Annotated in this window: 17 protein-coding genes and 1 pseudogene; 7 read left to right on the forward strand and 11 right to left on the reverse strand. The window is 58.9% G+C overall.

Features of this window, described 5'->3' with window-relative positions; all coding sequences use genetic code 11:
- Window positions 1-17 precede the first annotated feature (17 nt).
- Window positions 18-251: a hypothetical protein gene (locus IEY38_RS13500; protein ID WP_188978583.1), complete on the forward strand. Its 234-nt coding sequence runs from the start codon at window positions 18-20 to the stop codon at window positions 249-251.
- A 111-nt stretch (window positions 252-362) separates the two neighbouring features.
- On the opposite strand, the gene IEY38_RS13505 is transcribed toward IEY38_RS13500, so the two are convergent.
- Complete coding sequence (locus tag IEY38_RS13505) at window positions 363-794, reverse strand: hypothetical protein (RefSeq protein WP_229775308.1); 432 nt, start codon at window positions 792-794, stop codon at window positions 363-365.
- A 105-nt stretch (window positions 795-899) separates the two neighbouring features.
- Between IEY38_RS13505 and IEY38_RS13510 the strand changes: the two genes are divergently transcribed.
- On the forward strand, window positions 900-1,508 hold the full coding sequence (locus tag IEY38_RS13510) for a hypothetical protein (RefSeq protein ID WP_188978585.1): 609 nt from the start codon (window positions 900-902) through the stop codon (window positions 1,506-1,508).
- Window positions 1,509-1,586: 78 nt separating this feature from the next.
- Here the strand turns inward: IEY38_RS13510 and IEY38_RS13515 are convergent, their stop codons facing one another.
- Complete coding sequence (locus IEY38_RS13515; protein WP_188978587.1) at window positions 1,587-3,347, reverse strand: BCCT family transporter; 1,761 nt, start codon at window positions 3,345-3,347, stop codon at window positions 1,587-1,589.
- Window positions 3,348-3,754: 407 nt separating this feature from the next.
- Between IEY38_RS13515 and IEY38_RS13520 the strand changes: the two genes are divergently transcribed.
- The gene (locus IEY38_RS13520; protein WP_170098601.1) at window positions 3,755-3,916 is read left to right on the forward strand and encodes a hypothetical protein; all 162 of its coding nucleotides are present in this window, start codon (window positions 3,755-3,757) and stop codon (window positions 3,914-3,916) included.
- Window positions 3,917-3,922: 6 nt separating this feature from the next.
- On the opposite strand, the gene IEY38_RS13525 is transcribed toward IEY38_RS13520, so the two are convergent.
- From IEY38_RS13525 to IEY38_RS13540, 4 genes are all read right to left on the reverse strand, one after another.
- Window positions 3,923-4,366: a universal stress protein gene (locus IEY38_RS13525; RefSeq protein ID WP_188978589.1), complete on the reverse strand. Its 444-nt coding sequence runs from the start codon at window positions 4,364-4,366 to the stop codon at window positions 3,923-3,925.
- A 90-nt stretch (window positions 4,367-4,456) separates the two neighbouring features.
- Complete coding sequence (gene ilvA / locus IEY38_RS13530) at window positions 4,457-5,719, reverse strand: threonine ammonia-lyase (RefSeq protein ID WP_188978590.1); 1,263 nt, start codon at window positions 5,717-5,719, stop codon at window positions 4,457-4,459.
- 55 nt (window positions 5,720-5,774) lie between these two features.
- Window positions 5,775-8,327, reverse strand: coding sequence for a GcvT family protein (locus tag IEY38_RS13535; protein ID WP_188978592.1), 2,553 nt, complete (start codon window positions 8,325-8,327; stop codon window positions 5,775-5,777).
- 217 nt (window positions 8,328-8,544) lie between these two features.
- On the reverse strand, window positions 8,545-11,115 hold the full coding sequence (locus tag IEY38_RS13540) for a GcvT family protein (protein ID WP_188978594.1): 2,571 nt from the start codon (window positions 11,113-11,115) through the stop codon (window positions 8,545-8,547).
- 360 nt (window positions 11,116-11,475) lie between these two features.
- Between IEY38_RS13540 and IEY38_RS13545 the strand changes: the two genes are divergently transcribed.
- From IEY38_RS13545 to IEY38_RS13555, 3 genes are all read left to right on the forward strand, one after another.
- Entirely contained in the window at window positions 11,476-12,432 is a 957-nt protein-coding gene (locus tag IEY38_RS13545; protein ID WP_188978596.1) for a succinylglutamate desuccinylase/aspartoacylase family protein, read from the forward strand.
- Window positions 12,433-12,569: 137 nt separating this feature from the next.
- Window positions 12,570-13,688: a hypothetical protein gene (locus IEY38_RS13550; protein ID WP_188978598.1), complete on the forward strand. Its 1,119-nt coding sequence runs from the start codon at window positions 12,570-12,572 to the stop codon at window positions 13,686-13,688.
- A gap of 78 nt (window positions 13,689-13,766) precedes the next feature.
- A complete protein-coding gene (locus tag IEY38_RS13555) occupies window positions 13,767-14,627 on the forward strand; it encodes a methylenetetrahydrofolate reductase (RefSeq protein WP_188978600.1) in 861 nt (286 codons plus the stop codon).
- Between the two features lie 170 nt (window positions 14,628-14,797).
- Here the strand turns inward: IEY38_RS13555 and IEY38_RS13560 are convergent, their stop codons facing one another.
- Window positions 14,798-16,174, reverse strand: coding sequence for an aminomethyltransferase family protein (locus IEY38_RS13560; RefSeq protein ID WP_188978602.1), 1,377 nt, complete (start codon window positions 16,172-16,174; stop codon window positions 14,798-14,800).
- 235 nt (window positions 16,175-16,409) lie between these two features.
- Window positions 16,410-16,907, reverse strand: coding sequence for a dihydrofolate reductase (locus IEY38_RS13565; protein ID WP_188978604.1), 498 nt, complete (start codon window positions 16,905-16,907; stop codon window positions 16,410-16,412).
- Window positions 16,908-17,158: 251 nt separating this feature from the next.
- Between IEY38_RS13565 and IEY38_RS13570 the strand changes: the two genes are divergently transcribed.
- Complete coding sequence (locus IEY38_RS13570; RefSeq protein WP_005532997.1) at window positions 17,159-17,434, forward strand: hypothetical protein; 276 nt, start codon at window positions 17,159-17,161, stop codon at window positions 17,432-17,434.
- A 172-nt stretch (window positions 17,435-17,606) separates the two neighbouring features.
- Here IEY38_RS13570 and IEY38_RS13575 read toward each other — a convergent pair whose 3' ends face one another.
- The 3 genes and pseudogenes from IEY38_RS13575 to IEY38_RS13590 form a co-directional block, all read right to left on the reverse strand.
- Window positions 17,607-18,260, reverse strand: a complete 654-nt coding sequence (locus IEY38_RS13575) for a helix-turn-helix domain-containing protein (RefSeq protein WP_188978606.1) — start codon at window positions 18,258-18,260, stop codon at window positions 17,607-17,609.
- A gap of 763 nt (window positions 18,261-19,023) precedes the next feature.
- Window positions 19,024-19,256 (reverse strand): annotated as a pseudogene (locus tag IEY38_RS21765) (MFS transporter); the annotation flags it as partial.
- A 563-nt stretch (window positions 19,257-19,819) separates the two neighbouring features.
- The gene (locus IEY38_RS13590) at window positions 19,820-20,602 is read right to left on the reverse strand and encodes an IclR family transcriptional regulator (RefSeq protein ID WP_005532992.1); all 783 of its coding nucleotides are present in this window, start codon (window positions 20,600-20,602) and stop codon (window positions 19,820-19,822) included.
- Window positions 20,603-20,803: the final 201 nt, after the last annotated feature.

The raw sequence follows: 20,803 nt of genomic DNA on the forward strand, positions 1-20,803 counted from the left end.
CAGTCCGAAGAACGTGTATGGTACAGTTTCCGGTTCAGCTCGGCTCGGGTCTGCTCGAGTCCGTCGGGCAGGTGGCAGCAGCCGCTGGAACCGTCGTTCTCCTCCTGATACTTGTCGGTCTGGGTGCCTTCGCGTACAAGAGCCTCGTCGGAGACGGCATTCGCTGGCCCGATGAGCGAGAAGAGGCGGACAGTGAGGAGGACGACGGCGTCGTGCAGGGGAGCCGTGAGGACGACTGGGAGTATTACTGACGGCAGAATCCCACTGGCGTGTTGGAACTGGATACGCTATTGATTTTGTAGTCGTTTCGAAACAACGCACAGCCCGCAGAACAGCCGCAGTGTGATCGGTGTAACCATGTCTCAATCGGCACCAGAATCGTAGGAGTGTTCGAACTCCCAGTGATACCGACAGTCCGTACAGGTCGCCCACTCGGGGATGTCGAACCGTTCGGGATGTCGCTGACCGTGTTCCATTCGGCTTCGACAGACCGGGCACGTGAGATACAGGAGCTTCAGGTCGGCGAACTCGTCGTGGCTGTACTCGCCGATACACCGCGGACAGTCGATGCTGTCACGCGCGTTGTGCTGGAAGATTTCCGACTCGCATCGCGGACATTCGACAGTCGCCGGCGGCCGTCTTGCCCATCCGATGTCACCGTCGTACGTCGTCGTTGCCGTATCCATGCTCGACAGCCTGAACTTGTTCGGCCCGTCGCTCCGCCGAAGTGGTGCGGCGACCCGCTTGCCGACCCAGACAAGCTTCGAGAGCAGAACTGCGAGCCATCCAGACACAGTATTATAGTAGTTTTCTGACGGCTTAAATTTCCGGGCAGTGCCGGCGCTGACCCGGTAGTGTGCGGTCGATAGGTTTTCACGGCGACCCGCGGTATGTGGAGTATGAGTTTTGACGCAGCTGTCAGTGTCGCGACGACCGTCCCGGGACTGGCGGCAACCATTTGGAATCCCGTTGTGGGACAGGTGGCGCCCGGCGTTGGCACCGAACTGTCTAGGCCGATCCGCGGGCTCGTCTCGTTCGTTCTCGTGCTCATGGGCGGCGCATTGGTACTCCGGCTACGGCGGAACTACGTCGACGAGTCTATCAACGCGATTTTGGACAGCCCGGCGATGGCTGTCCTCTACGGCATCGCTGGATACGTGATCGTCGCTATTGTCGGCCTCTACGGGGCAACGACGCTGGCCCGCCTCAGCGTCGCTAGCGGGGTGTTCGTCCGTATTGTGATTCTCATCAGTAGCGCGTTCGTCCTGATACTCACAAGCTTCGGGTTTCTCGTTGTCGGCACGCTCCTCACCGACATTCTGCGCAGCCGCCAACCGGTGTTGGGGCTGCTCATCGGAGCCACTCTCAGTGCTGTTTCGTGGGTCCTGCTTTCACCCGCCGGCAGTATCGTGTCCAGCCTCGCCATCGCCGCGTTCGGAATCGGGGGCTCCGCCCGGCTCTGGATACACTCTGAACGGACGGTCGAAACAGAACTGGGTGGCCGGTAGCGTGAACGGTTTCACCCACTGTTGGCGATAACGTCTGATACCACCGGTCGCGTCGGAAAACGCCAAAACGAGAGCGCTTCAGTCGGTGCCTGTCGCCGTGTCGTCTCCCGGGTCGGAGATATCCGTCACCATCTCGTCGCCAGAGGTCACGACGTCCACGTCGTCCCGTTCAGAGAGATCCTGAATCGTCTCTGCGAACTCTTCGGATTCGAGTATCTGGTACTCGTTGTCGAGCCCCAGATACACCGTGTAACACATCAGACACAGGATGAGCGCGAACGGGAGTCCTGTGGTGATTGCGGCCGTCTGGAGCGCGGTCAGCCCGCCACCGATAAGCAGGATGGACGCGACCAGCCCCTCAGTGAGGGCCCAGAAGATCCGCTGCGCTCGCGGAACGTCGTGTTTCCCGCCTGAAGTCAGGTGGTCGATCACCAGTGATCCCGAGTCAGACGACGTGACGAAGAACGTGATGACCAGCAACGTTGCCAGCAGTCCACTCACCACGCCCAGCGGGAACTGCTCCAGTAGGGCGAACATCGCGACGGTCTGGCCAACTTCGTTATACGTCGCCAGCGCCTGTCCGTTCCCCATCAGTGAATTGAACATCGCGCTGCCGCCGAACACCGACAGCCAGAGCGTCGAGAACAGCGACGGAAGGAACAGGACGCCCAGAACGAACTCCCGGACGGACCGACCCTTCGAAATGCGCGCGATGAACATCCCGACGAACGGCGACCACGCGATCCACCAGCCCCAGTAGAACACTGTCCATGCGGTGGGGGTCCCGTTCGCCGCTTCGTTGAGCGTCCCAGTGAAGAATCCGAGCGCGAGGATGTTCCCGAAGTACGCGCCGAGCCCCTCAGTCCACGTCCCGAAGATGTACACCGTCGGGCCCACGATAACGAGGAACCCGAGCAGTGCGAACATCAGGTAGAGATTCAGCGTACTCAGTCGCTTGACTCCGCCGTCGAGGCCCGCCGCGACCGAGAGGGTCGCGATGAGCGTGATCCCGGCGATGAGCACGACTTGGGGCAAGGTCCCGGTCGGGATACTCACCGCACCGAGCATGTCACCGCCCACGTAGGAGAGCCCCGTGTTGACCTGTGCGACACCGAGTCCCAGCGAGGTTGACAGCCCGAACAGCGTCGCAAACACCGTCACGAGGTCGATGATATGGCCCGGCCAGCCGTAAATCCGCTCGCCAAGCAGGGGCCAGAATATCGACCGGAAGGTGAGCGGGAGCCCCCGGTTAAACGAGAAGAACGCGAGGCCGAGTCCCACCAGGCCGTACACCGCCCACGGGTGAAACCCCCAGTGGAAGAACGTCTGTGCCATCGCGGCGGACGCCGCCGCGCCGGTTCCGGCTTCAGCCCCGAAGAAGCTCGGGGGGTTCTGGAAGTAGTACAGCGGTTCCGAGACGCTGAAGAACATGAGGCCGATGCCCATCCCGGCACTGAACAACATTGCCATCCAGGAGAAGTCGCTGAACTCCTTTTCGGCCTCGACGCCGCCGATTCTGATATTGCCGTACTTGCTGAACGCGAAGTACAGCAGTGTGATGATGAACACGTTCACCGCCAGGAGGTAGAACCAGCCGAAGGTGTCTCCGATAGTGTTGAACAGCCACGTGTACGCCGAGGCTGCAGTGTCTCCCAGCAGTATCGTCACCGCGATGAACAGCGCAATTATCACTAGCGCCACCGGGAATACTACTGGATGGATGTCGAAGCCGGCCGCCTGGATGTTCGTATCACCTGGCTCGCGGTCGGACTCCGGGTGGAACAACTCGACCTGAAGCCCGTCCGACATTTCGCCGGTCTGCTCGTCACTGTCTGCCATACGTTACCCCTCTCGAACGCGGTACTGGTCTGTGTTGTCTCATTGTCGTAGTCGCAGTCTTGTGCTGTCGTAGTCCGCCGCCACCGTCATGCCAGCGACATCCCGACGTAGCGCGTCTGCAGCGTTCGTATCCTGTTGGACTTACTGTACTCGTCCGGGCGGGCACGGCGTGCCCACAGTCGACGGATTTTATGTGCTACTCAGTCTCATACTTATGCAGTAATGCAACTCTAATAAAACTTCACCTTAGACCCCAATATATGACCGAATGAAGCGTTGTACTGTTGTTACCTGCCAAATAGTTATGGAATATAACATATTGTGGTTTCCCGGTCACTGTTTACTTGTTCGGTACCCTCCCAGCGTGGGACGCGCGTATTTATTTCGGATTCCTACATACAGCCAGTATGGCACGGCTACTGGCCACAGGGGCAGCCGCGGTGGCAGCACTGCTGATGGGCGTCGGCCTGATCGGAATGACAGTCGGCGACTTCCGGCTCGCAGGGTTCAGTTTCCTCAGCGCCAGCCTGGTGATCTACATACGTGAGACGCGGCTGATAGACGCATAGCGGGTGTCAAATATCGTTGACGCTCATCCGCTGACTGATGACCGGAACGCTCGACGTCCGGACCACTTTATCGGTTGTCCCACCGAGTAGGTTCCCGAGTTTCCCGCGGAACGCCGATCCCAGGACGATCGCGTCCATGCCTTCGTCTTCGGCAAACTCGACGATTTCCTCGCTTGGTGCGCCGGTTTTGAAATGCGTCTCGTAGTCGACGCCGTGCTCTTCGGCGACGTTCCCAAGATTCGCCAGCACCTCCACCCCGTAGGCCCGATACTCCTCACGCATCTCCTCCTCGTCGTCTCTGAGTGCGAGTGCGCGCGGCGTGCCCGGCAGGTCGATTACGTACAATGCATGGACTGTCGCGTCGAGCGCAGCGGCGAGTTCGATGCCGTGTTCTGCCCCTCTTCGTGCCTCGTCGCTGCCGTCATACGGGACGAGTATATTGTCGTACATGCTACCTGACTCATGTGTAATTCCCACACACACCTGTTATAGGTTTCCCCGCTCTCAGCGTTGATCCGTCGGTCTGGACGTCGATTCCGGTTATACTGCGTCGCTTTTTGTCTCTCGTGCAACGTTGTCGACAGGATAGCCCGCATCGCGTATCGCCGCGATAATACCCTGAGCGTGCTCGGCACCGCTCGTCTCGACGTTGAACACGAGATACGCTTCTCCGATCTCGAGATTCTCGACGGACCGTTCGTGCCGGACGTCGTGGATATTGGCCCCCTGCCGGGCGATAACGCCCGATATTTCCTCCATCACACCCGGCTGGTCGTCGATTCGAACCCGAAGCTGAAGGAGTTGCTGACGCTCCGTGAGTGCATGGATGAGAACCTCACGCATCTGTGTCATGTCGAGGTTCCCGCCACACAGCAGCGGCATCACCGTTTCACCCGATACGTCGAGGCCGTCGCTCAGAACGGCGGCGACAGAGGCGGCTCCGGCACCTTCCACGACCTGTTTGGCCCGTTCCATCAACAGGAGAATCGCCTGCGCGATATCGGTATCCGAAACCGTCACAACCTCGTCGACGTTTGCCTCGATGATGTCGAGCGTGGTCTCCGAGATGCCGCCGGTGGCGATGCCATCGGCGATTGTATCTACCTCGTCGAGCACGACCGGAATCCCCTTGTCGAGGCTTTCGTGCACTGTCTCCGCGCCGGTTGCCTGAACGCCAACGACGCGCGTCTCCGGCGAGAGGTGTTTGATCGCCGTCGAGACGCCACTGATGAGCCCACCGCCGCCGATGGGGACGATGACCGTGTCGACATCGGGGCAGTCGTGGTACATCTCCGTGCCGAGGGTCCCCTGGCCGGCGATTATGTCCAGATCGTCATAGGCGTGAACGAACTCGGCGTCGGTCTCCTCAACGACCGCTTTGGCGTGTGACATCGTCTCCTGAAAGTCGTTGCCGACCAGTTCGACGCTCCCACCATAGGCCCTCGTCGCGTCGATCTTGGCCTGTGGCGCGTTCTCCGGCATGAAGATCGTCGCCTCCGCCCCACATTTCGTCGCGGCGAGGGCGACGCCCTGCGCGTGGTTCCCGGCGCTGGCGGCGACGAAGGACTCCACGCCGTCGGCGACGTCCTGCGAGATCTTGTTGTACGCGCCTCTGGTCTTGAACGATCCTGTCCACTGGAGATGTTCCATCTTCAGGTACACCTCGGCGTCGACGAACTTACCAAGTGACGTACTCCGTTCGACTGGCGTCTTCTTGACGACCGTGTCGTCGTCCAGTCGTTCGCGGGCTCGTTCGATGTCTGCGTATGTGACGGGGAGCGTGTCCGATTCTGTTTGTGTCATAGTTGGTATCGTCTCGGGCCTTACGTCAAAGTTGGTGGGTCATTGCGCTATCCCGTTATCTGATGATTCGGTCTCGGGTCGGATCGAACAGTGGCTCGTCACGCACCGTCGCGTCGTAGGTCTCGCCCTCGCACTGTATCTGAACCGACGTTCCGGCTTCGGCGTGTTCGGTCGGAACGTACGTGTACGCGATTGACTCGCCGAGACTGTAGCCGTAGTTCCCGGCCTGCACGTAGCCGATCGCGTCGCCGTCTTTGAGCACTGGTCGCCCACCCAGCATGATATCCGTCGAGTCGTCGAGCGTGAGCGGCGTGATTTTGCTGTCGATACCTTCCTCGCGTGCAGTCTCCAGAGCCGCTTTACCGATGAACTCAGTGTCCAGGTCCACAGCGAAGGGGAGCCCTGCCTCGAAAGGGTTCGAGTCCGTGTCGATGTCCGTCCCCCAGAGGCGGTAGCCTTTCTCTAATCGCATGGAACTGAGCGCGCCGCCGCCCATCGGCCGGATGCCGAGATCCTCGCCAGCGTCCTGCAGCGTCTCCCAGAGGCGCTGGCCGTACTCCGTCGGAGCCCACAGCTCCCAGCCGAGTTCACCGACGTACGAAACTCGCAAGGCGATGACCGGCACGTCCCCGACGTACATCTGCTTGGCGCGGAAGTACTGGAAGCCATCGTTGGTCACGTCTGCGTCAGTACATCGCTGGAGGAGGAGCCGCGCGTTCGGTCCCCAGAGGCCGATCGTTGACTTCGCGCCCTCCTCGACGTGGACCGACACCGTCGCAGGCGCTTCGTCTTCGAGGTGGCCGCCGTGGATACCAGGGGAGTTCCCACCACCGGTCGTCACCATGAACTCCTCGTCGTCGAGTTTGACGACAGTGATGTCCGCGAGGATGCCGCCACCCTCGTTCAGCAGCAGCGAGTACCGTACCTGGCCGACATCGAGGTCCATGTCGTTGCTACAGACCCGCTGGAGGAACGCCTGGCTCCCCTCGCCCTCGACCATGATCGAACTGAACGTCGTCATGTCGAACATCGACACCTTCTCGCGGGTGTGGAGATGCTCCGCGGCCTCGATTTTCGAGCGGTTGATCCCCTGCCAGCCGTCCTGGTCGGGAATCCGGTCCTCGTACTTCTCGACGAGGTCGGCGTTCGACTCGTACCACTGTGGCGTCTCCCAGCCGCCGCTCTGGTAGAACTCCGCGCCGAGTTCCTTCTGCTGGTGGTAGAACGGGCTCGTCCGGAGCTTCCGGTGGTCGTCGGGTTGCCACCGGGGCTCGACAATGCTGTACACCTGCTCGTACCGTTTGGCCCCGCGGTCGACGAAGTAGTCCTTCTCGCCCGCGTGGGGTTCGAACCGTCGGACGTGGATACCGCCAGTGTCAACCGGACCGGACGGCAACCGAGGAGTGCCGTTCTCCATCCACTCGGCAAGGATACGTCCGTAGCCGCCTGAGTGGGTCCACCAGATAGCTAGCCCTGTCCAGAGACCGTCGACCTGCGCCGTTTCGCCGACGGCCGGCATCCCGTCAGGCGTGAACACGAAGATACCGTTCTCGGTGGCCTCGTATTCCACGTCCTGTGTCGCAGGCAACAGTTCGTCGAAGGCCTGCTTCGCGGACTTGTCCCGACCGCGGTGAGTTGGCGTCTCCCAGTGTTCTTTCGTGAACCCTCTGACCGACGCCTGGAGTTCCTCGGTGTTTTTCCCCATCGCCTCGGGGTCGACCGAGAGCGTCTCATGGTTGTACGAGCCCATCCCGAGAGCATCGCCGTGGGTTCGGAAGTACAGCGAGTGGTCCTGGTCGCGACCGACCGGCTGGTGTGGCCCTTCACTCATGTACTCCGCGATAGAGCGGTCCCCCGGAACGTCCAGCCCGGTCGTGTTGTCGCCGACGGAGGATTCGGCGTCGGCGAGTTCCTCCATGGGTTCGGTGACGACGTACTGGTGCTCGACCGGAGCAATCGGGAGGTCAAGCCCAGCTAGTTGGCCGGTCTGGTAGCCCCAGTTGTTCGTCGCGATGACCGCTCGATCGCAGTCGATTCGGCCCTGATCGGTCTCGATAGCGTTGATCTCACCCCCTGAAACATCCAGATCCGTGACCTCCGTGTTCCCGTAGAACGACGCCGAGGAGTGCTCCATGTACCACTGGAGCGCGCCGATACCGTCGACGCGCCCGTCCGTCGGCGAATAGTAGCCGCCGAGGATTTCGTCTTCGTCGACCAGCGGGAGGTGCTCTGTGACCTCCTCAGGCGAGAGCAACTGCGGTTCCGGCAGCCCGTAGGAAGTCGCCCACTCGACGCGCCGGCGGAGGAAGTCCATGCGCTCCTCGCTTCGGGCCACCTCGATGCCACCGACCTCGTCGTAGACACCGGCGTCGGAGAGGAGCCGACTGGTGTAGTGCGCGGTCTTCGTCTGTATCTTCGACGGCGATGTCTGGAACATGATGCCGGGCGCGTGGACCGACGAGCCGCCGGTGACCGGGAGCGGTCCCTGGTCGATGACGACAACGTCCTCCGCGCCGAGTTCCGTCAGGTGATACGCGACGCTACACCCGACAGCCCCAGCACCAATTACGACAGTATCCGCCCGAGACGGGGGAGTCTCTGTGCTCATGTATCTCGTCTGGAACTGTTTCTGTCACAATCTTAAATACACCGGTGAGCAGACCCGCTTGTAGAAGGGATATCTGGTTAGAGCGTCCAGAAACCATCATTTCGCCCGGTGTTGGAAGGTCTGCTAGCCGTCGGGCAGGGAGAGTAAACGGTGATGCGGGACTGAACCACAGCGTGTTACAATTGCGATAGGACCAGCCGCGGGTCGGAGACCGCTCTCAGACGAGCGGTTCCTCGCGGACAGTCGCGTCGTATCGCTGCCCTTCGTAGAGGATCTCGACGCTCGTCCCCGGTTCGGCGTACTCGGGTGGGAGGTACGTGTAGGCGACACAAGCGCCGACGGTGTAGCCGTACTCGGCGCTGTGGAGATAGCCGATAGTCTCGTCGCCATCGAGAACAGGCTTGTTGTCGAGCACGACGGCGTCCTCGTCGTCGAGAGTCAGACAAGCTACCTTGTGGTCGATGTTGTCGCCGGCGGCGGCCGCCGCGACAGCCTCCTTGCCGATGAAGTCGGTTTCGAGGTCGACAGCCCAGCCGAGGCCGGCCTCGTAGGGATTGTGCTCCGTGTGGAGATCCTTCCCCCAGAGCCGGAACCCCTTCTCGATACGAAGCGAGTTCAGCGCACCATTGCCGTACGGGCGGATGCCGTACTCTTCGCCGGCCTCCATGATATGCTCCCAGAGGCGCTCGCCGTACTCCGAGGGCGTGTAGAACTCCCAGCCGAGTTCGCCCGCATAGGAGACGCGGAGTGCAGTCACGGGGATGTTCTTGACGAAGAACTGCTGGCTCGTGAAGAACGGGAAGGCGTCGTCGGAGAGGTCGATATCGGTGACCTTCGAGAGGACTTTCCGGGCGTTCGGGCCGGTACAGACCATCGCCACGAGGCTGGATGTCACGTCGTTGACGACCACGTCGTCGGGGGACTGTTCGCGCACCCACGCGACATGGTTGTTCCCGACCTCACGACCTGTGGTCAGCAGAAGGTAGCGGTCCTCACCGGTTCGCGTGACCGTGATGTCGGCTCGGACGCCACCGCCCTCGTTACACATCAGCGTGTACTTCACGTCGCCCACGTCGATGTCCATGTCGTTCGTACAGAGGTACTGGACGAACTCACCGGCGTCGCTCCCGATGACCTCCATCTTGTTGAAGGAGGTCATGTCGTGGAGGCCGACGTTGTTACGCACGTTCAACGCCTCGGCCCCCTCGATTGGTGACCAGTACTTCGCCTCCCAGCCCTCGCGGTCGGGAATCCGGTCACCGTACTCCGCCAGCAGGTCGGCGTTGGAATCGAACCAGTGTGGTTCCTCCCAGCCGGCCTCGGCCCACAGCTCGGCGTCGTACTTCTTGTGGGTGTGGTACATCGGGGTTCGGCGGATGTCCCGTTGTTTGTCGGTCCAGACCCACTTGGGGTGCATGATATTGTAGACGATACGGTACTCCTCGCCGCCGATGTCTCGGGCAAAGTCCCAACTGCCCTCGTGCTCGTCGAAGCGGTTCACGTCGCAGTGTGCGAGATCGATCGGGCCGTCGGGGAGCCGCGGCACGCCGTGTTCCATCCATTCGGCGAGTGCTTTACCGGCTCCGCCGGCGTGTGTAACCCAGATGGCCGCCGCCGTCCAGAGGCCGTCGTACTCCTGCACGGGACCCATCACGGGGAGTCCGTTCGGTGACTCCGCGAACATCCCGTTGTACTTGTGTTCGAGCTCCTTGCCGGCCGTCGCGGGGAGCAGTTCGTCGCTGGCCTGGCGAGGGGGCTTGTCCGGCCGGTCCGGATGGGTCGCGTTGTTCATGTGATAGTCGGTGAACTCGTGGACCGACCCCTGCTCGCCGTCGGGGTCGTTCCCGCCGAGGTCCCGCGGGTCGGGCACGATGGGGTCGTGATTGTACGAGCCGATACCGTAGGAATCCCCGTGATTCCGGTAGTACATGGCGTTGTCCTGATCGCGGAGAATCGGCCGATCCGGCCCGACGAGCAGTCGTTTTGCCTTCTCACCGGAGACGTTCTCGTAGTTCTCGAACAACGGGTGGTCGGTGATGTCGACCGCGCTGTCTGCCAGTTCATCGAGAGACTCCGTCATCGTGTACTGGTGCTCGACCGGCGTCACCGGCAGATGCACGTCGAGTTTCTCGCCGAGCTGGCGGGCCCAGATGTTCGTCGCGACGACGACCTCGTTGCACTCGACAGTGCCGTTCTCCGTGACGACGGCCTGTACCGAGCCGTTCTCGGTCTCAACGTCCTCGGTGCGCGTGTGTGGGACGAACTTCGCACCCCTGTTCATCGCTTCCCTGGCCAGCGCATCGCAGGCGACGACACCCGAGACCTGCCCGTCTGTCGGGGAGTAGTAGCCGCCCTTGATCTGGTCGGCATCCACTAGCGGGAGGTGCTCGGTAACTTCCTCGGGGGAGAGCAACTGTGGGTCCTCGATACCCCAGGCCTTGGCATACTCGACGCGGCGCTGGAGGAAGTCCATGCGCTCATCGCTCCGGGCGACCTCGATGCCACCTGTTTCGTTGTAGGCCTGATGTCCGTCGGCCCCTTCGAGGTCCGAGTACAGCCGCCGGCTGTAGTCCGCAAATTGGCTGAGGACCTTCGGTTCCGCGGTCTGAAACATGATTCCAGGGGCGTGCGTAGACGATCCACCCGTGGTCGGCATCGGCCCCTGATCGACCACGACCACGTCCTCGCGCCCGAGTTCTGTCAGCTGATAGGCGATGTTACAGCCGACGATTCCAGCACCGACGATGACGGTATCGGCCTCGGTCGGCAGGCTATCGGTAGGCTCCATAACTCTGCGTAGAACGTGCTATGGCGTGGCAATATAGTTACCGCCTGGTCCGCCTCCTTTTCAAACTGACATCGCATTATCACGTAGTGTTTCAGAATAACAGGAGTACCATTGTTAATAGATTTGGGCCCCCTGTGGTGATTGTCAGTTCTATTCGAATCCGTCTAATTTCTCGCAACTGTCTGATTGTACTGTCAGTTTATGTGTTAACAGATGCCTATAGAGGTTTCAACACGATGCTTTCACACCGCTGTATCGGGCAGTGCTGCTATTCCGAAAGAGCATCACAGCATCGTTTCATGCGGCACAGCGGCGCTCCTGCTCCTAGCGTTTTTTGTCTGCGCACCGCCAGATACTGCTATGGACTACACGGCCGTCACGCATACGACGACTGACCGACGGCTTGGGCGGTTGCCGTCGGGTCGAGACGTGTCTGTGACTGTCCACCAGTACGTCGGCGGCACCGGACCGACAGTGTACATTCAAGCGGCGCAACACGGTATCGAACTCAACGGCCCAGCCGCGCTACGGCGACTGCACGCCCGTCTTACCGACGCGGCCATCGCTGGGACAGTACTCGTCGTCCCGGTAGTGAACCAGCTCGCATTCGACCATCGGTCGTACATGACCCCCGGCGAGTACGACGTAATGAACCCGAACCTGAACCGCGTGTGGCCGGGCGACGAGCGTGGAAGCCTACAGGAGCAGTTTGCCGCTCGGCTGTGGGAACTCGTGAAGGATGCGGACGCAGCGGTGGACCTCCACACCGGCACGGCAGATATGCTGGAACACGTCAGATGTCGGGCAGGCGACCCGGCCGCCGAGCGCCTCGCCGAAGCGTTCGGGACCTCCTACAGGCTTATCGACGGGTTCGAGGACACAGGCGACGACGGCTCTGGCGGGACGTTCCGTGCTGCGGCTGCAGAAGCTGGGATTCCAGTTATTACTGCAGAACTATCGAACAGCCGCCGGATAGCACAGGACGCGGTTGCAGCTGGTGTCGACGGGATACAGAACCTTCTGCGCAAGCAGGCAGTCCTCCCGGCTGAGCCGGAGTCGAAGGCGACACAGACGGTACTTCGAAACGATGCGGAGCCGGTCACTGCATCGGAATCGGGACTGTTCGAGTGTCGGCCGGACATCGCCGTCGGCGACACCGTCGACGCCGGGGAGCGACTGGGAACTGTCTACGAACCCTCCTCGTTCGAGCAACAACAGGTCGTCTCAGCGACAGAACGAGGAGTGATATTCTCGCTTGCCAAGGAGTCTGTCGTCGTGAAAGGAGAACGTCTCGCAGGTATCGCAACACCACGATAACCGAGATGTATCCGCGAAGCTGCCCGCGGGCACTGTTTCAGATGCGTGTCGCCAGCCGCAGTTTTGTGGGGTTTATAAATGGGTTCGGTATTCCACACCTATCTCTACACCATAACGTGTCATAGTCACTCAATGACATGGGAATTCACACCGCTTTCACGGCGCTCGCGGAGGTCATCGATGCGTACGAATCCCGCGGACGGTCTATCAAGACCGTCGAAGCCTCGCCGGCCGACACCGGTGATGCAGTCCTTGATGTGACGGTGGCGATGCCGGTCTCGCTGCGTTCCGGCGGCGGCGCTGACGAAGGTCTCACGCCGGAGACAGCGAGGCTAACCGGGAGCGGGGACCTCGAAGTCACGTTCTCACCGTCGGCCACAGAACTCCAGTCGACCGCTGGTGCCGCACTGTCGATAGGTGATGCCTCAGCTACGGTCACTGACGACGGCTTGCTCCTGACGGTACAGTTGACGATCGACGCTACAGGTGCGCCAGACGAGGCAGCCAGCGTCGACTGTGGGCCTTCACTCACCGCTGCTGATATCGCGGATTCAGAACCTGTCAGTGAGGGGGGCGACGGTTCACAGGAAAATCCACAGTCAGACGGTGCGGCTACTCAGTCTCGTCGCGGGAACGACTCTGGATCCGACCCGTTCGCCGCCGTCCGCGACGACTCCGTGCCACCGTACGAGGACACCGACTACCTACAAGCACTGTACGACGAGTGCGACAACTTCAGGGAAATCGCCGAGCAGATCCAGATGGACGTCTCCTCCGAGACAGTCCGACGGTACATGATAGAAGCGGACATCCACGTCCCGAACACGTACGACACCTCCAGTGATGACGAGGAAGAACCGTCGACTGAATCAGGTGCCTCGGACGAGGACACGAACCAGTCCGGAGCCATGGATGAAGGCGAGCAGGTCACTGTGGCCGAGCCTGTCTCAGCAGAATCAGCCACGTCCGTCGAAGAGTCGGTCGGAGAGCTCCCCGACGAGCAACTGGTCACCGACGGGATTGGACTCCCGGCTGCTGTCCAACTGCAAGACGTCGCGGACGCAGTCGTCGAATCAGACACGGTGTACGAGGTCCAGCGACGCCTGAGTCTCGACCGTGGCCAGACCCGGGACCTACTGGAGGAACTCAATCTGTTAGATCTCGTCCTGTGCCGGCTCGCAGACGAACCGGACCACGCTGTCTCCTACGGGACTGTTGCCAGTCGGATCCAGCAGTGTGCGCCTCACAGCGCGTGATAGAAGCGATATCTTATAAACGGGTTCGATGCCCCACCCACAGAGAAAAGTACAGGTACGCCTTATCTCTGGCAACTCATGGCCCTCGGAACACGTGCTGTCTCAGACAGTCAGGGTGTCCGGACGCTGCTGACGAGCGCCCGGTTCGAACTGATGCCGTTCGAGAGCTTCGACGAGGAGATTACCCACCTCCCCGACGACGCGACTATCGCGATCACGACCTCGCCACAACTCGGCATCGAGAAGACCGTCGAAAAGACGGAAGAAGCCGCTGCAATGGGGTACGACGTTGTACCACACATCGCAGCCCGCTACGTGGAAGACCGGGCGCAACTCGAATCGATCGCCGAGCGACTGGAGCAGGCAGGCATCACGGACATCTTCGTTCCGGGTGGTGACCGGGAGGAACCGGCCGGTGAGTACGAGTCAGCGCTCGACATGCTTGAAGCGCTCGCAGAGACCGCGTACTCCTTTGAGGAAGTAGGAATCACGGGCTACCCCGAGGGTCACGACTTCATCGACGACGAAACGCTGGCGGAGTCGATGACACAGAAAGCACCGTACGCGACGTACATCGTCACGCAGTTGTGTTACGACCCGGACGCCGTATTAGAGTGGGTGGAAGACATCCGTGCTCGCGGTATCGAACTCCCGGTCGAAGTCGGTATCCCGGGCGTGATGAACTACCAGCGCCTGATGCAGATATCTCAGAAAGTCGGCGTCGGCGACTCGATAAAGTTCCTCAGGAAGACGACGGGCATCCTCGGGTTCGTCAAGCAACTGGTCGGCTCCCGCGGGACCTACGAACCCGATGAACTCATCGATGGCCTCGCGCCCTACGTCGGGGACGACGAGTACAACGTCCGCGGCGTCCACATCTACACCTTCAATCAGACGCCCGACACGGAGAAATGGCGGCACGATCGTCTTGACTCCTGACACCGACCTGCTTACTGTCCAGACTCGGGACAGCGAGCTACAAGTAGCCTGTTTTCGACCGTCTCGCTACCAGAGACTGCCAGCGAGCAATACTGTGGCCAGAGATCCCCAGCGCAGCCTGGCACAAAGAACGAAAGAGGGGTGCGTTGCTGGGACAGCCGGAGTGAGGATTAGTCGTCGCTTTCGGCCTCTTTCCGGGCGTTGAGCTTCGCCTGCTCACGGGCACTCGGGTTGACAGACTCCTTGAACGGCACCTTTGCGGCGGTGGCGAACACCGGTTCGCCGGGTTCGTCGGCGTACTCATCGGGGAGATGGACCTGGAACTCTAAGTCCAGCTCCTCATCGTATATCTCGTCGTTGAGCGGCGTGTCAGTGACTTCCTGAATCTTCTCAGCCGGGACAAAGCCCATGCCGATGTTGGTCTCCAAGTCCGGGTTCCACCATGGAGAGGTGAGGTAGCCGCATTCCTCGCCCGTGTCCGGGTCGGAGATGAGCCAGAAGTCGGGGGCGTAGTCACGGATCGGTTCGCCAGCGATCTTCAGGCCGATGAGTTTGTGTTCGAACGGATAGTTGCCGTTCTCGATCTGTTCTTTCTGCTTTTCGAGAGCCTCTTTGCCGATGTAGTCGGCCTCCTTGTCGTCAGGGACGTGATAGCCCAGATTGACCTGGAACGGCGAGGTCTCGTGGTCCATGTCCTGCCCCCAGGACATGATGCCGGCGGCGATCCGGCGGTGGTGACCGGGTGCGATCTGGCGACCGTCGTGGTCTTTGACGGACTCCATGACGGGGTCCCAGACCCGTTCGGCGTTTTCCATCGCGTCTTTGACGTAGATTTCGAAGCCCTTCTCGCCCGAGAAACCGGTCTGGCTAATCAACACGTCACAGCCGTCGATCTCGGCCTCCATCAGCCCGTAGTAGGGCACGTCTTTGACCTCGTCGCCGACGACGTCGACCATCACGTCAAGCGCCCTCGGGCCCTGGATCTGCATCGGCGCGACGTCGATCTCGTCGATTTCGACGTCGAAGTCGTTGTCGACGTTGACGCCCTGCAGCCACTGCATCAGCGTCGAGTCTGAGATAGAGAACCAGAACTCGTCTTCCTCGGGCCGGAGCAACACCGGGTCGTTCAGGACGCCACCGTCTTCGTTGCAGAGGATGACGTATTTCCCGTCCATGGCGTCCATGCCCGTCACGTCCCGAGTGACCACGTAGTTCGTCAGCGCCTCGGCGTCGGGCCCTTTGACCCGAATCTGTCGCTCTACGGCAACATCCCAGAGGGTGACGGTGTTTGTCAGTGCGTCGTACTCCTTCATCACACCGCCGTCCTCTGGCTCGATGAGGCCGCGCGGGTGATAGAGGCGGTTGTAGACGGTTGCCCGCCAGGCACCCTCTTCGTTGAAGGACTTGTGGAAGAAGGGGGACTTTCGAACGCGCGTCGACACCAACATCTCGATGTTGGGGTCACCAGTCTGGCGGAGGTTACGGGGGACGGTCCGGTCTGACTGGTCGACACTGGGATGGTTAGGATGTTCCTCGTTACCGGTCATGCCTATGAAAGAAGATGTGAAATACTAATAAAGGGAATTGTTACTTGCTTCTGGTATTTATATACGGGGGAAACTTTGCGGACAGCGACGATACGCTGAACCGTTGTTTAGCAGCCTATAGCATGAATATTCAGCAGAATACGTGTCGTGCTACTCGGATGAGACTGGTAGCTGTCGTAGGAAACGACCGGCACAGAACACGACCGAGCGGCCGCTGTGACTGCTCGGGAAAATATCAGTCCGAGTTACTGTTGGTTCGGGTGTATGTGACGATGTCGAAGTCGCTGTGTGTCATTCGTTCCGTCTCGGACCAGCGCGACCAGTCGACCGTCGGAAAGACCGTATCGCCGTCGAAAGCTGCCGTTAGCTCGGTGAGAATTAGCTCGTCGGCCTGTGGGAGAAACTGCTCGTACACAGTAGCGCCACCAATGACGTAGGTCGTAGATGCGCCGCTGTCGGCCGCTTCGGTCAACGCCGCCGTCGTCGAGGTGACAGCTGTGACGCTGTCAGGAAGGTGATGCGGCGTCGTAGTCAGAACAATGTTTACTCGCTCCGGCAGTGGGCCGTCGAGATCACGGCGGATGCTCTCGAAGGTCCGCCGCCCCATAATCACGGGATGATCGATGGTCGTCCGTTTGAAATGTTTTAGATCCTCGGGATACTGCCACGGAATATCGCCGCCAGCACCGATCACGCCGTTAGCCGCGACGGCGGCAATCAGCGAGAGTTTCATACGTACCCCTTTGTCGGGCTGCTGGTAATAAGTCCGTCCCACCGATGAGCGAGGCCACCGCACGAAACTGACGTATCAGCCCTGCTGCCCGATCTGAGGACACGGTTTCAAGCGACAGCAGGTCGTGTTCGGGTACTGTAATCCTGCCGTTTGGATCTGAATCAGTGGGATGTCGCTGTACCAATTCCAGCCCGGACCTTGATAGCGTATCTCGCGCGCGACTTATGGGGTTCAGCCATATAAAATGCCGTATGGATACGATTCACCTGTCGCCCGGTCCCGCCGCTGCTCAGGCGTTTCGCCTGGGAATCATCGCGAGCGCAGTCGGTGGACTTGCCGGGATCGCGACGCTGTACTGGCTAGACGTCCTGACACTGGTGTTTGCTGGATACGCACTCGTTCTTCTGTTCCCCGTGTATCTGGTCTTCGCTGCAACAGCGTTGAGCGTGTGGTTGGGATACAACAAAGACGCGACAGCATTACGGCCGGTCTACCGACAAAAGGATTCGGGTGGACGATCCGAGTGAACACCACCATCAGATAGGACCAACATCTGTCCCGGTGACTCTCCTTTGGACGATTTTATGCACATACTCTGGAATCCACTTTCAAACGCGGTTCGGTGTCATGAGAGTTGGTTTAAATCGGCAAAACGATTGGAAGCGCCTTCCGAGCGCTTCCAGTGGTGGATCTGTGAACTCATTCCTCTCTGTCAATTATTGTTGCTGCAATGAGGTTTCGCATTCCCCGCCGGAGCCGGCCGCTCATTGCTGTCGAGGACAGTCCGATTTCATCGGCGACTTCGTTCAAGGAAATATCTCTGGGTTCTCCGAAATAGCCGTTTTCGTATGCGGTTGTCAGCGCGATCCGCTGTTCATCAGTCAACCCGTACGACGACTCACCGCCGGTGTCCGTGTTTCCGTAGATTTCGATGATATCGAGCGAGATGTCATTCTCGTTGGCATACTCCCAGATCGTATTGAGCGCTTCGCGGTCAGGGAGCAAGAGTCGGACGAGCCACCCGTTGCCCTTCGTCTCTGTATGGATGAGAAATCCGTTGACATCCGTGACGACAGAACTGATGAGTTTCGTTTCGGGAGTGTGTTCGATGTAGTATATACCGGTCTGGTCGGTCCAGTCGACGAGTTCGTAGCTCTGGACTGTCGGATCAGCATCGAGCATCTCTTCGAGTCGGTCTCTGTCACGATACTCGATGAGGAACGGAAACACCGTGGAGCCCGGATCGGTATTCCCCTGCGTGATGACACGGATCGCTATGTCTTCGAGGTTCTGTAACGTTGGAACCAGAGCGAGGCGTTCGTGTTCGATGTGTATTTTCGTTGTTATTGACATTTTGTGGGACGGAGATTACAATCGAGGCGTCAAAGACGAATACTAGTTCGACAACGGAGCGTCATCATCTGTGAACTGCTGTATGTATGCGGGGTCTCCACCTCAATGTTTACATACACAGGTGCACACACGAGGGTAAAAATAAAAAAGCTGACTGCAGTCGCAGACAGTGCCTGTCGTTTTAGCCAACTGTATTTTCACTAATGAGACCGATTCGACGGATACAGTCGGAGCGACGAAGAAACGTGAAACAACTTAGAACACTTGTATCATTGAGATACTCAATTCGGCGAGCAGCACACGTCTCTCTCGGAATCTGAATTAACAATCGTTTATAATCATCCGTAATAAACACCCGTAATTATCCCACGATGAGCTTAGAAGGCTGTACCCAGTATATTGTATTGATATGAGTAAACCACAAAACCATTCCACCGCCGATAGTAAGTTCTCAAGCTACGATTTCTATCTACCAGCAGTTGCACTACCACCGAATTTCAGTCGTATCGAGGCGGCTGTTTCCGACCTCTTCGACTTCCACGGCGTCGTGCTGATTCCGGAGAGTTACAACAAGTAATTCAGCCGCGTGGCATTGTATCGTCTATTTGAAATTCGTCTGACTGATCGAGGTTAGTCTGTCAGTTTATCCGCGACCGCTTCGACAGCCTCGACAGGGACGTCGTACTCGTCGGCGACCGCTTGTGCCTGTGCTGCCGAGAGTGAGCCGTTTCCAGCGACTGTATTTTTGCTGGGTTCTCGAGGCTGTGACGACGACAGCGGTCCCGAACATGACTCCGACCAAGAGACCGGCAGCTGCCCGACCTGTAGTGAGTCCTGAATAAGTGGTGTAACGCTTGCGGGAACGATCTCGTAGGCTGCCAGTCCCATCGAAATCAGGCTCGTACCAGCCACGAGCCACCACGTCGAGTTGGCTGTGCGGACAGATGTCTCAGCAGCGGTATCCGAAATATCGGAATCAGTAGCCTGTGGTGTCATTCTGTCGGCGAGGCGTGTTTTGTCATCGCAGTATAGTGCTGGTATCGGAACTGGCAGTGAAAAACTCGGTCACTTCGAGTAGCGACCGTTTGGCAGGCGGTTCCCGAACCACACGGGAAGAACTGTGCTGTGTGGAGCAGTACCAACGGAGACTCACTATGTACAGATGAGATAACAGGGCGTATTGAAACCACATGACCTGAAGCGGCCGGTGCAGTGCTACCAAGCGCGGCGTACTATGAGTGTAGAATCCGCACGACACCAGCATACAAACAGGGCAAAGAACAAATCCATGTTTCCAAATTATAGATACAAGGGATTGACTCTAGGCTAATACGTTCTTATTTACGCTTTATTTTTTCTTATTGGGCCGCCACCTAGACAGAATCTGATCCGTATTAAGGCCGTATTTGGCTGAACTGTAATCGGGTCGCGTGATTGAGGCGTGGAACCTGCGAGATTCAACAACTACCAGCCGAATTTTAGATTCAAAGCCTTAGCTAGATCGACGGTACTTCTCTGTTTTATTTGTGGTATCTAGCGCTTCAATATCGTATTCCGGGCTATCCGTCTATCGTACTGTATTCGTAGTACTGGCTTCGAACTTCGATTTCGTTTTTCGTATATCGAAGCATCTCTAACAGGTTTGCCATATACCTAGAGGTGAATCTATCTCTGGGGCCAGTGATACCAAGCGAGACCATGACTTCCTGTTCGTCGTTGAATATCGGAACGGCGACACCTCGAACGCCCCTGAGATGCTCTTCGTCGTCTATCGCATAGCCCTGGTCACGGATTCGCTCGAGGGCCGCTTCAAGATCGGACCGGGATGACAATGTGGTATCAGTCCCCTTCGGAAGCCCATGGTCGGCAACGATTTCGTTTCGTTTCTCCACTGGAAGATGCGCCAGAATAACCTTGCCCAGCGATGTCCAGTGCATCTCGGTATGATTACCGATCGGTATTTCGTCGCCCGCAGCTTTTCCGCCCGAACTCCTGTAGAGGATGACCCGCTGTCCGTTCTCCTCAATGCCGGCACCGGCAATCTCACCGGTTTCTCTGCTGAGTTCTTCAACTTTATTGCGAAGCAATCGGCCGATATCTAGTCGTTGCCGAACACTGCCACCGAGCTCCAGAAAGCGGAACGACCGGCGATACTGCCCGGATTCCTTGACAACGTAGTCCCGCTGGACAAGCGTATTGAGATGAATAAAGACGGTACTTGTAGGGATATCAAGATGAGACGCAAGATCTGAAAGACCGATTGGTTCGAGTTTTCCGAGGGCAGCAAGGATATCCAGCGTCGTCTCAACCGCGCTGATTGTTTTGTTGTTCTGTGAGGGCATGGGTGCGCTTTTTTCTGCAGAGTAAAATAGATTCCGCCGAGGAACAAAATATGTCCAATGATGTTGGAAACAGGCGTTGTAGTCTGAGCTGCCTCATCCTAACAAGGGTACGGATGTTATTTTCTCCAATCTCGAACTTCGAGTTGAGTGACAACATACCACATGAATCTGTGGAATTCGGTATCCAACACCAGAATTAGC

This window comes from Haloarcula sebkhae (assembly GCF_014647415.1).
GTDB classification, from domain to species: domain Archaea; phylum Halobacteriota; class Halobacteria; order Halobacteriales; family Haloarculaceae; genus Haloarcula; species Haloarcula sebkhae.

Excerpts from the sequence above, each read along its gene's own strand:
- IEY38_RS13540 (WP_188978594.1), bottom strand. The coding sequence starts at position 11,115 with ATGGAGCCTACCGATAGCCTGCCGACCGAGGCCGATACCGTCATCGTC.
- IEY38_RS13560 (WP_188978602.1), bottom strand. The coding sequence starts at position 16,174 with ATGACCGGTAACGAGGAACATCCTAACCATCCCAGTGTCGACCAGTCA.
- IEY38_RS13500 (WP_188978583.1), top strand. The coding sequence starts at position 18 with ATGGTACAGTTTCCGGTTCAGCTCGGCTCGGGTCTGCTCGAGTCCGTC.
- IEY38_RS13510 (WP_188978585.1), top strand. The coding sequence starts at position 900 with ATGAGTTTTGACGCAGCTGTCAGTGTCGCGACGACCGTCCCGGGACTG.
- IEY38_RS13575 (WP_188978606.1), bottom strand. The coding sequence starts at position 18,260 with ATGTCAATAACAACGAAAATACACATCGAACACGAACGCCTCGCTCTG.
- IEY38_RS13550 (WP_188978598.1), top strand. The coding sequence starts at position 12,570 with ATGGGAATTCACACCGCTTTCACGGCGCTCGCGGAGGTCATCGATGCG.
- IEY38_RS13545 (WP_188978596.1), top strand. The coding sequence starts at position 11,476 with ATGGACTACACGGCCGTCACGCATACGACGACTGACCGACGGCTTGGG.
- IEY38_RS13565 (WP_188978604.1), bottom strand. The coding sequence starts at position 16,907 with ATGAAACTCTCGCTGATTGCCGCCGTCGCGGCTAACGGCGTGATCGGT.
- IEY38_RS13570 (WP_005532997.1), top strand. The coding sequence starts at position 17,159 with ATGGATACGATTCACCTGTCGCCCGGTCCCGCCGCTGCTCAGGCGTTT.
- IEY38_RS13535 (WP_188978592.1), bottom strand. The coding sequence starts at position 8,327 with ATGAGCACAGAGACTCCCCCGTCTCGGGCGGATACTGTCGTAATTGGT.
- ilvA (WP_188978590.1), bottom strand. The coding sequence starts at position 5,719 with ATGACACAAACAGAATCGGACACGCTCCCCGTCACATACGCAGACATC.
- IEY38_RS13555 (WP_188978600.1), top strand. The coding sequence starts at position 13,767 with ATGGCCCTCGGAACACGTGCTGTCTCAGACAGTCAGGGTGTCCGGACG.
- IEY38_RS13590 (WP_005532992.1), bottom strand. The coding sequence starts at position 20,602 with ATGCCCTCACAGAACAACAAAACAATCAGCGCGGTTGAGACGACGCTG.
- IEY38_RS13520 (WP_170098601.1), top strand. The coding sequence starts at position 3,755 with ATGGCACGGCTACTGGCCACAGGGGCAGCCGCGGTGGCAGCACTGCTG.
- IEY38_RS13515 (WP_188978587.1), bottom strand. The coding sequence starts at position 3,347 with ATGGCAGACAGTGACGAGCAGACCGGCGAAATGTCGGACGGGCTTCAG.
- IEY38_RS13525 (WP_188978589.1), bottom strand. The coding sequence starts at position 4,366 with ATGTACGACAATATACTCGTCCCGTATGACGGCAGCGACGAGGCACGA.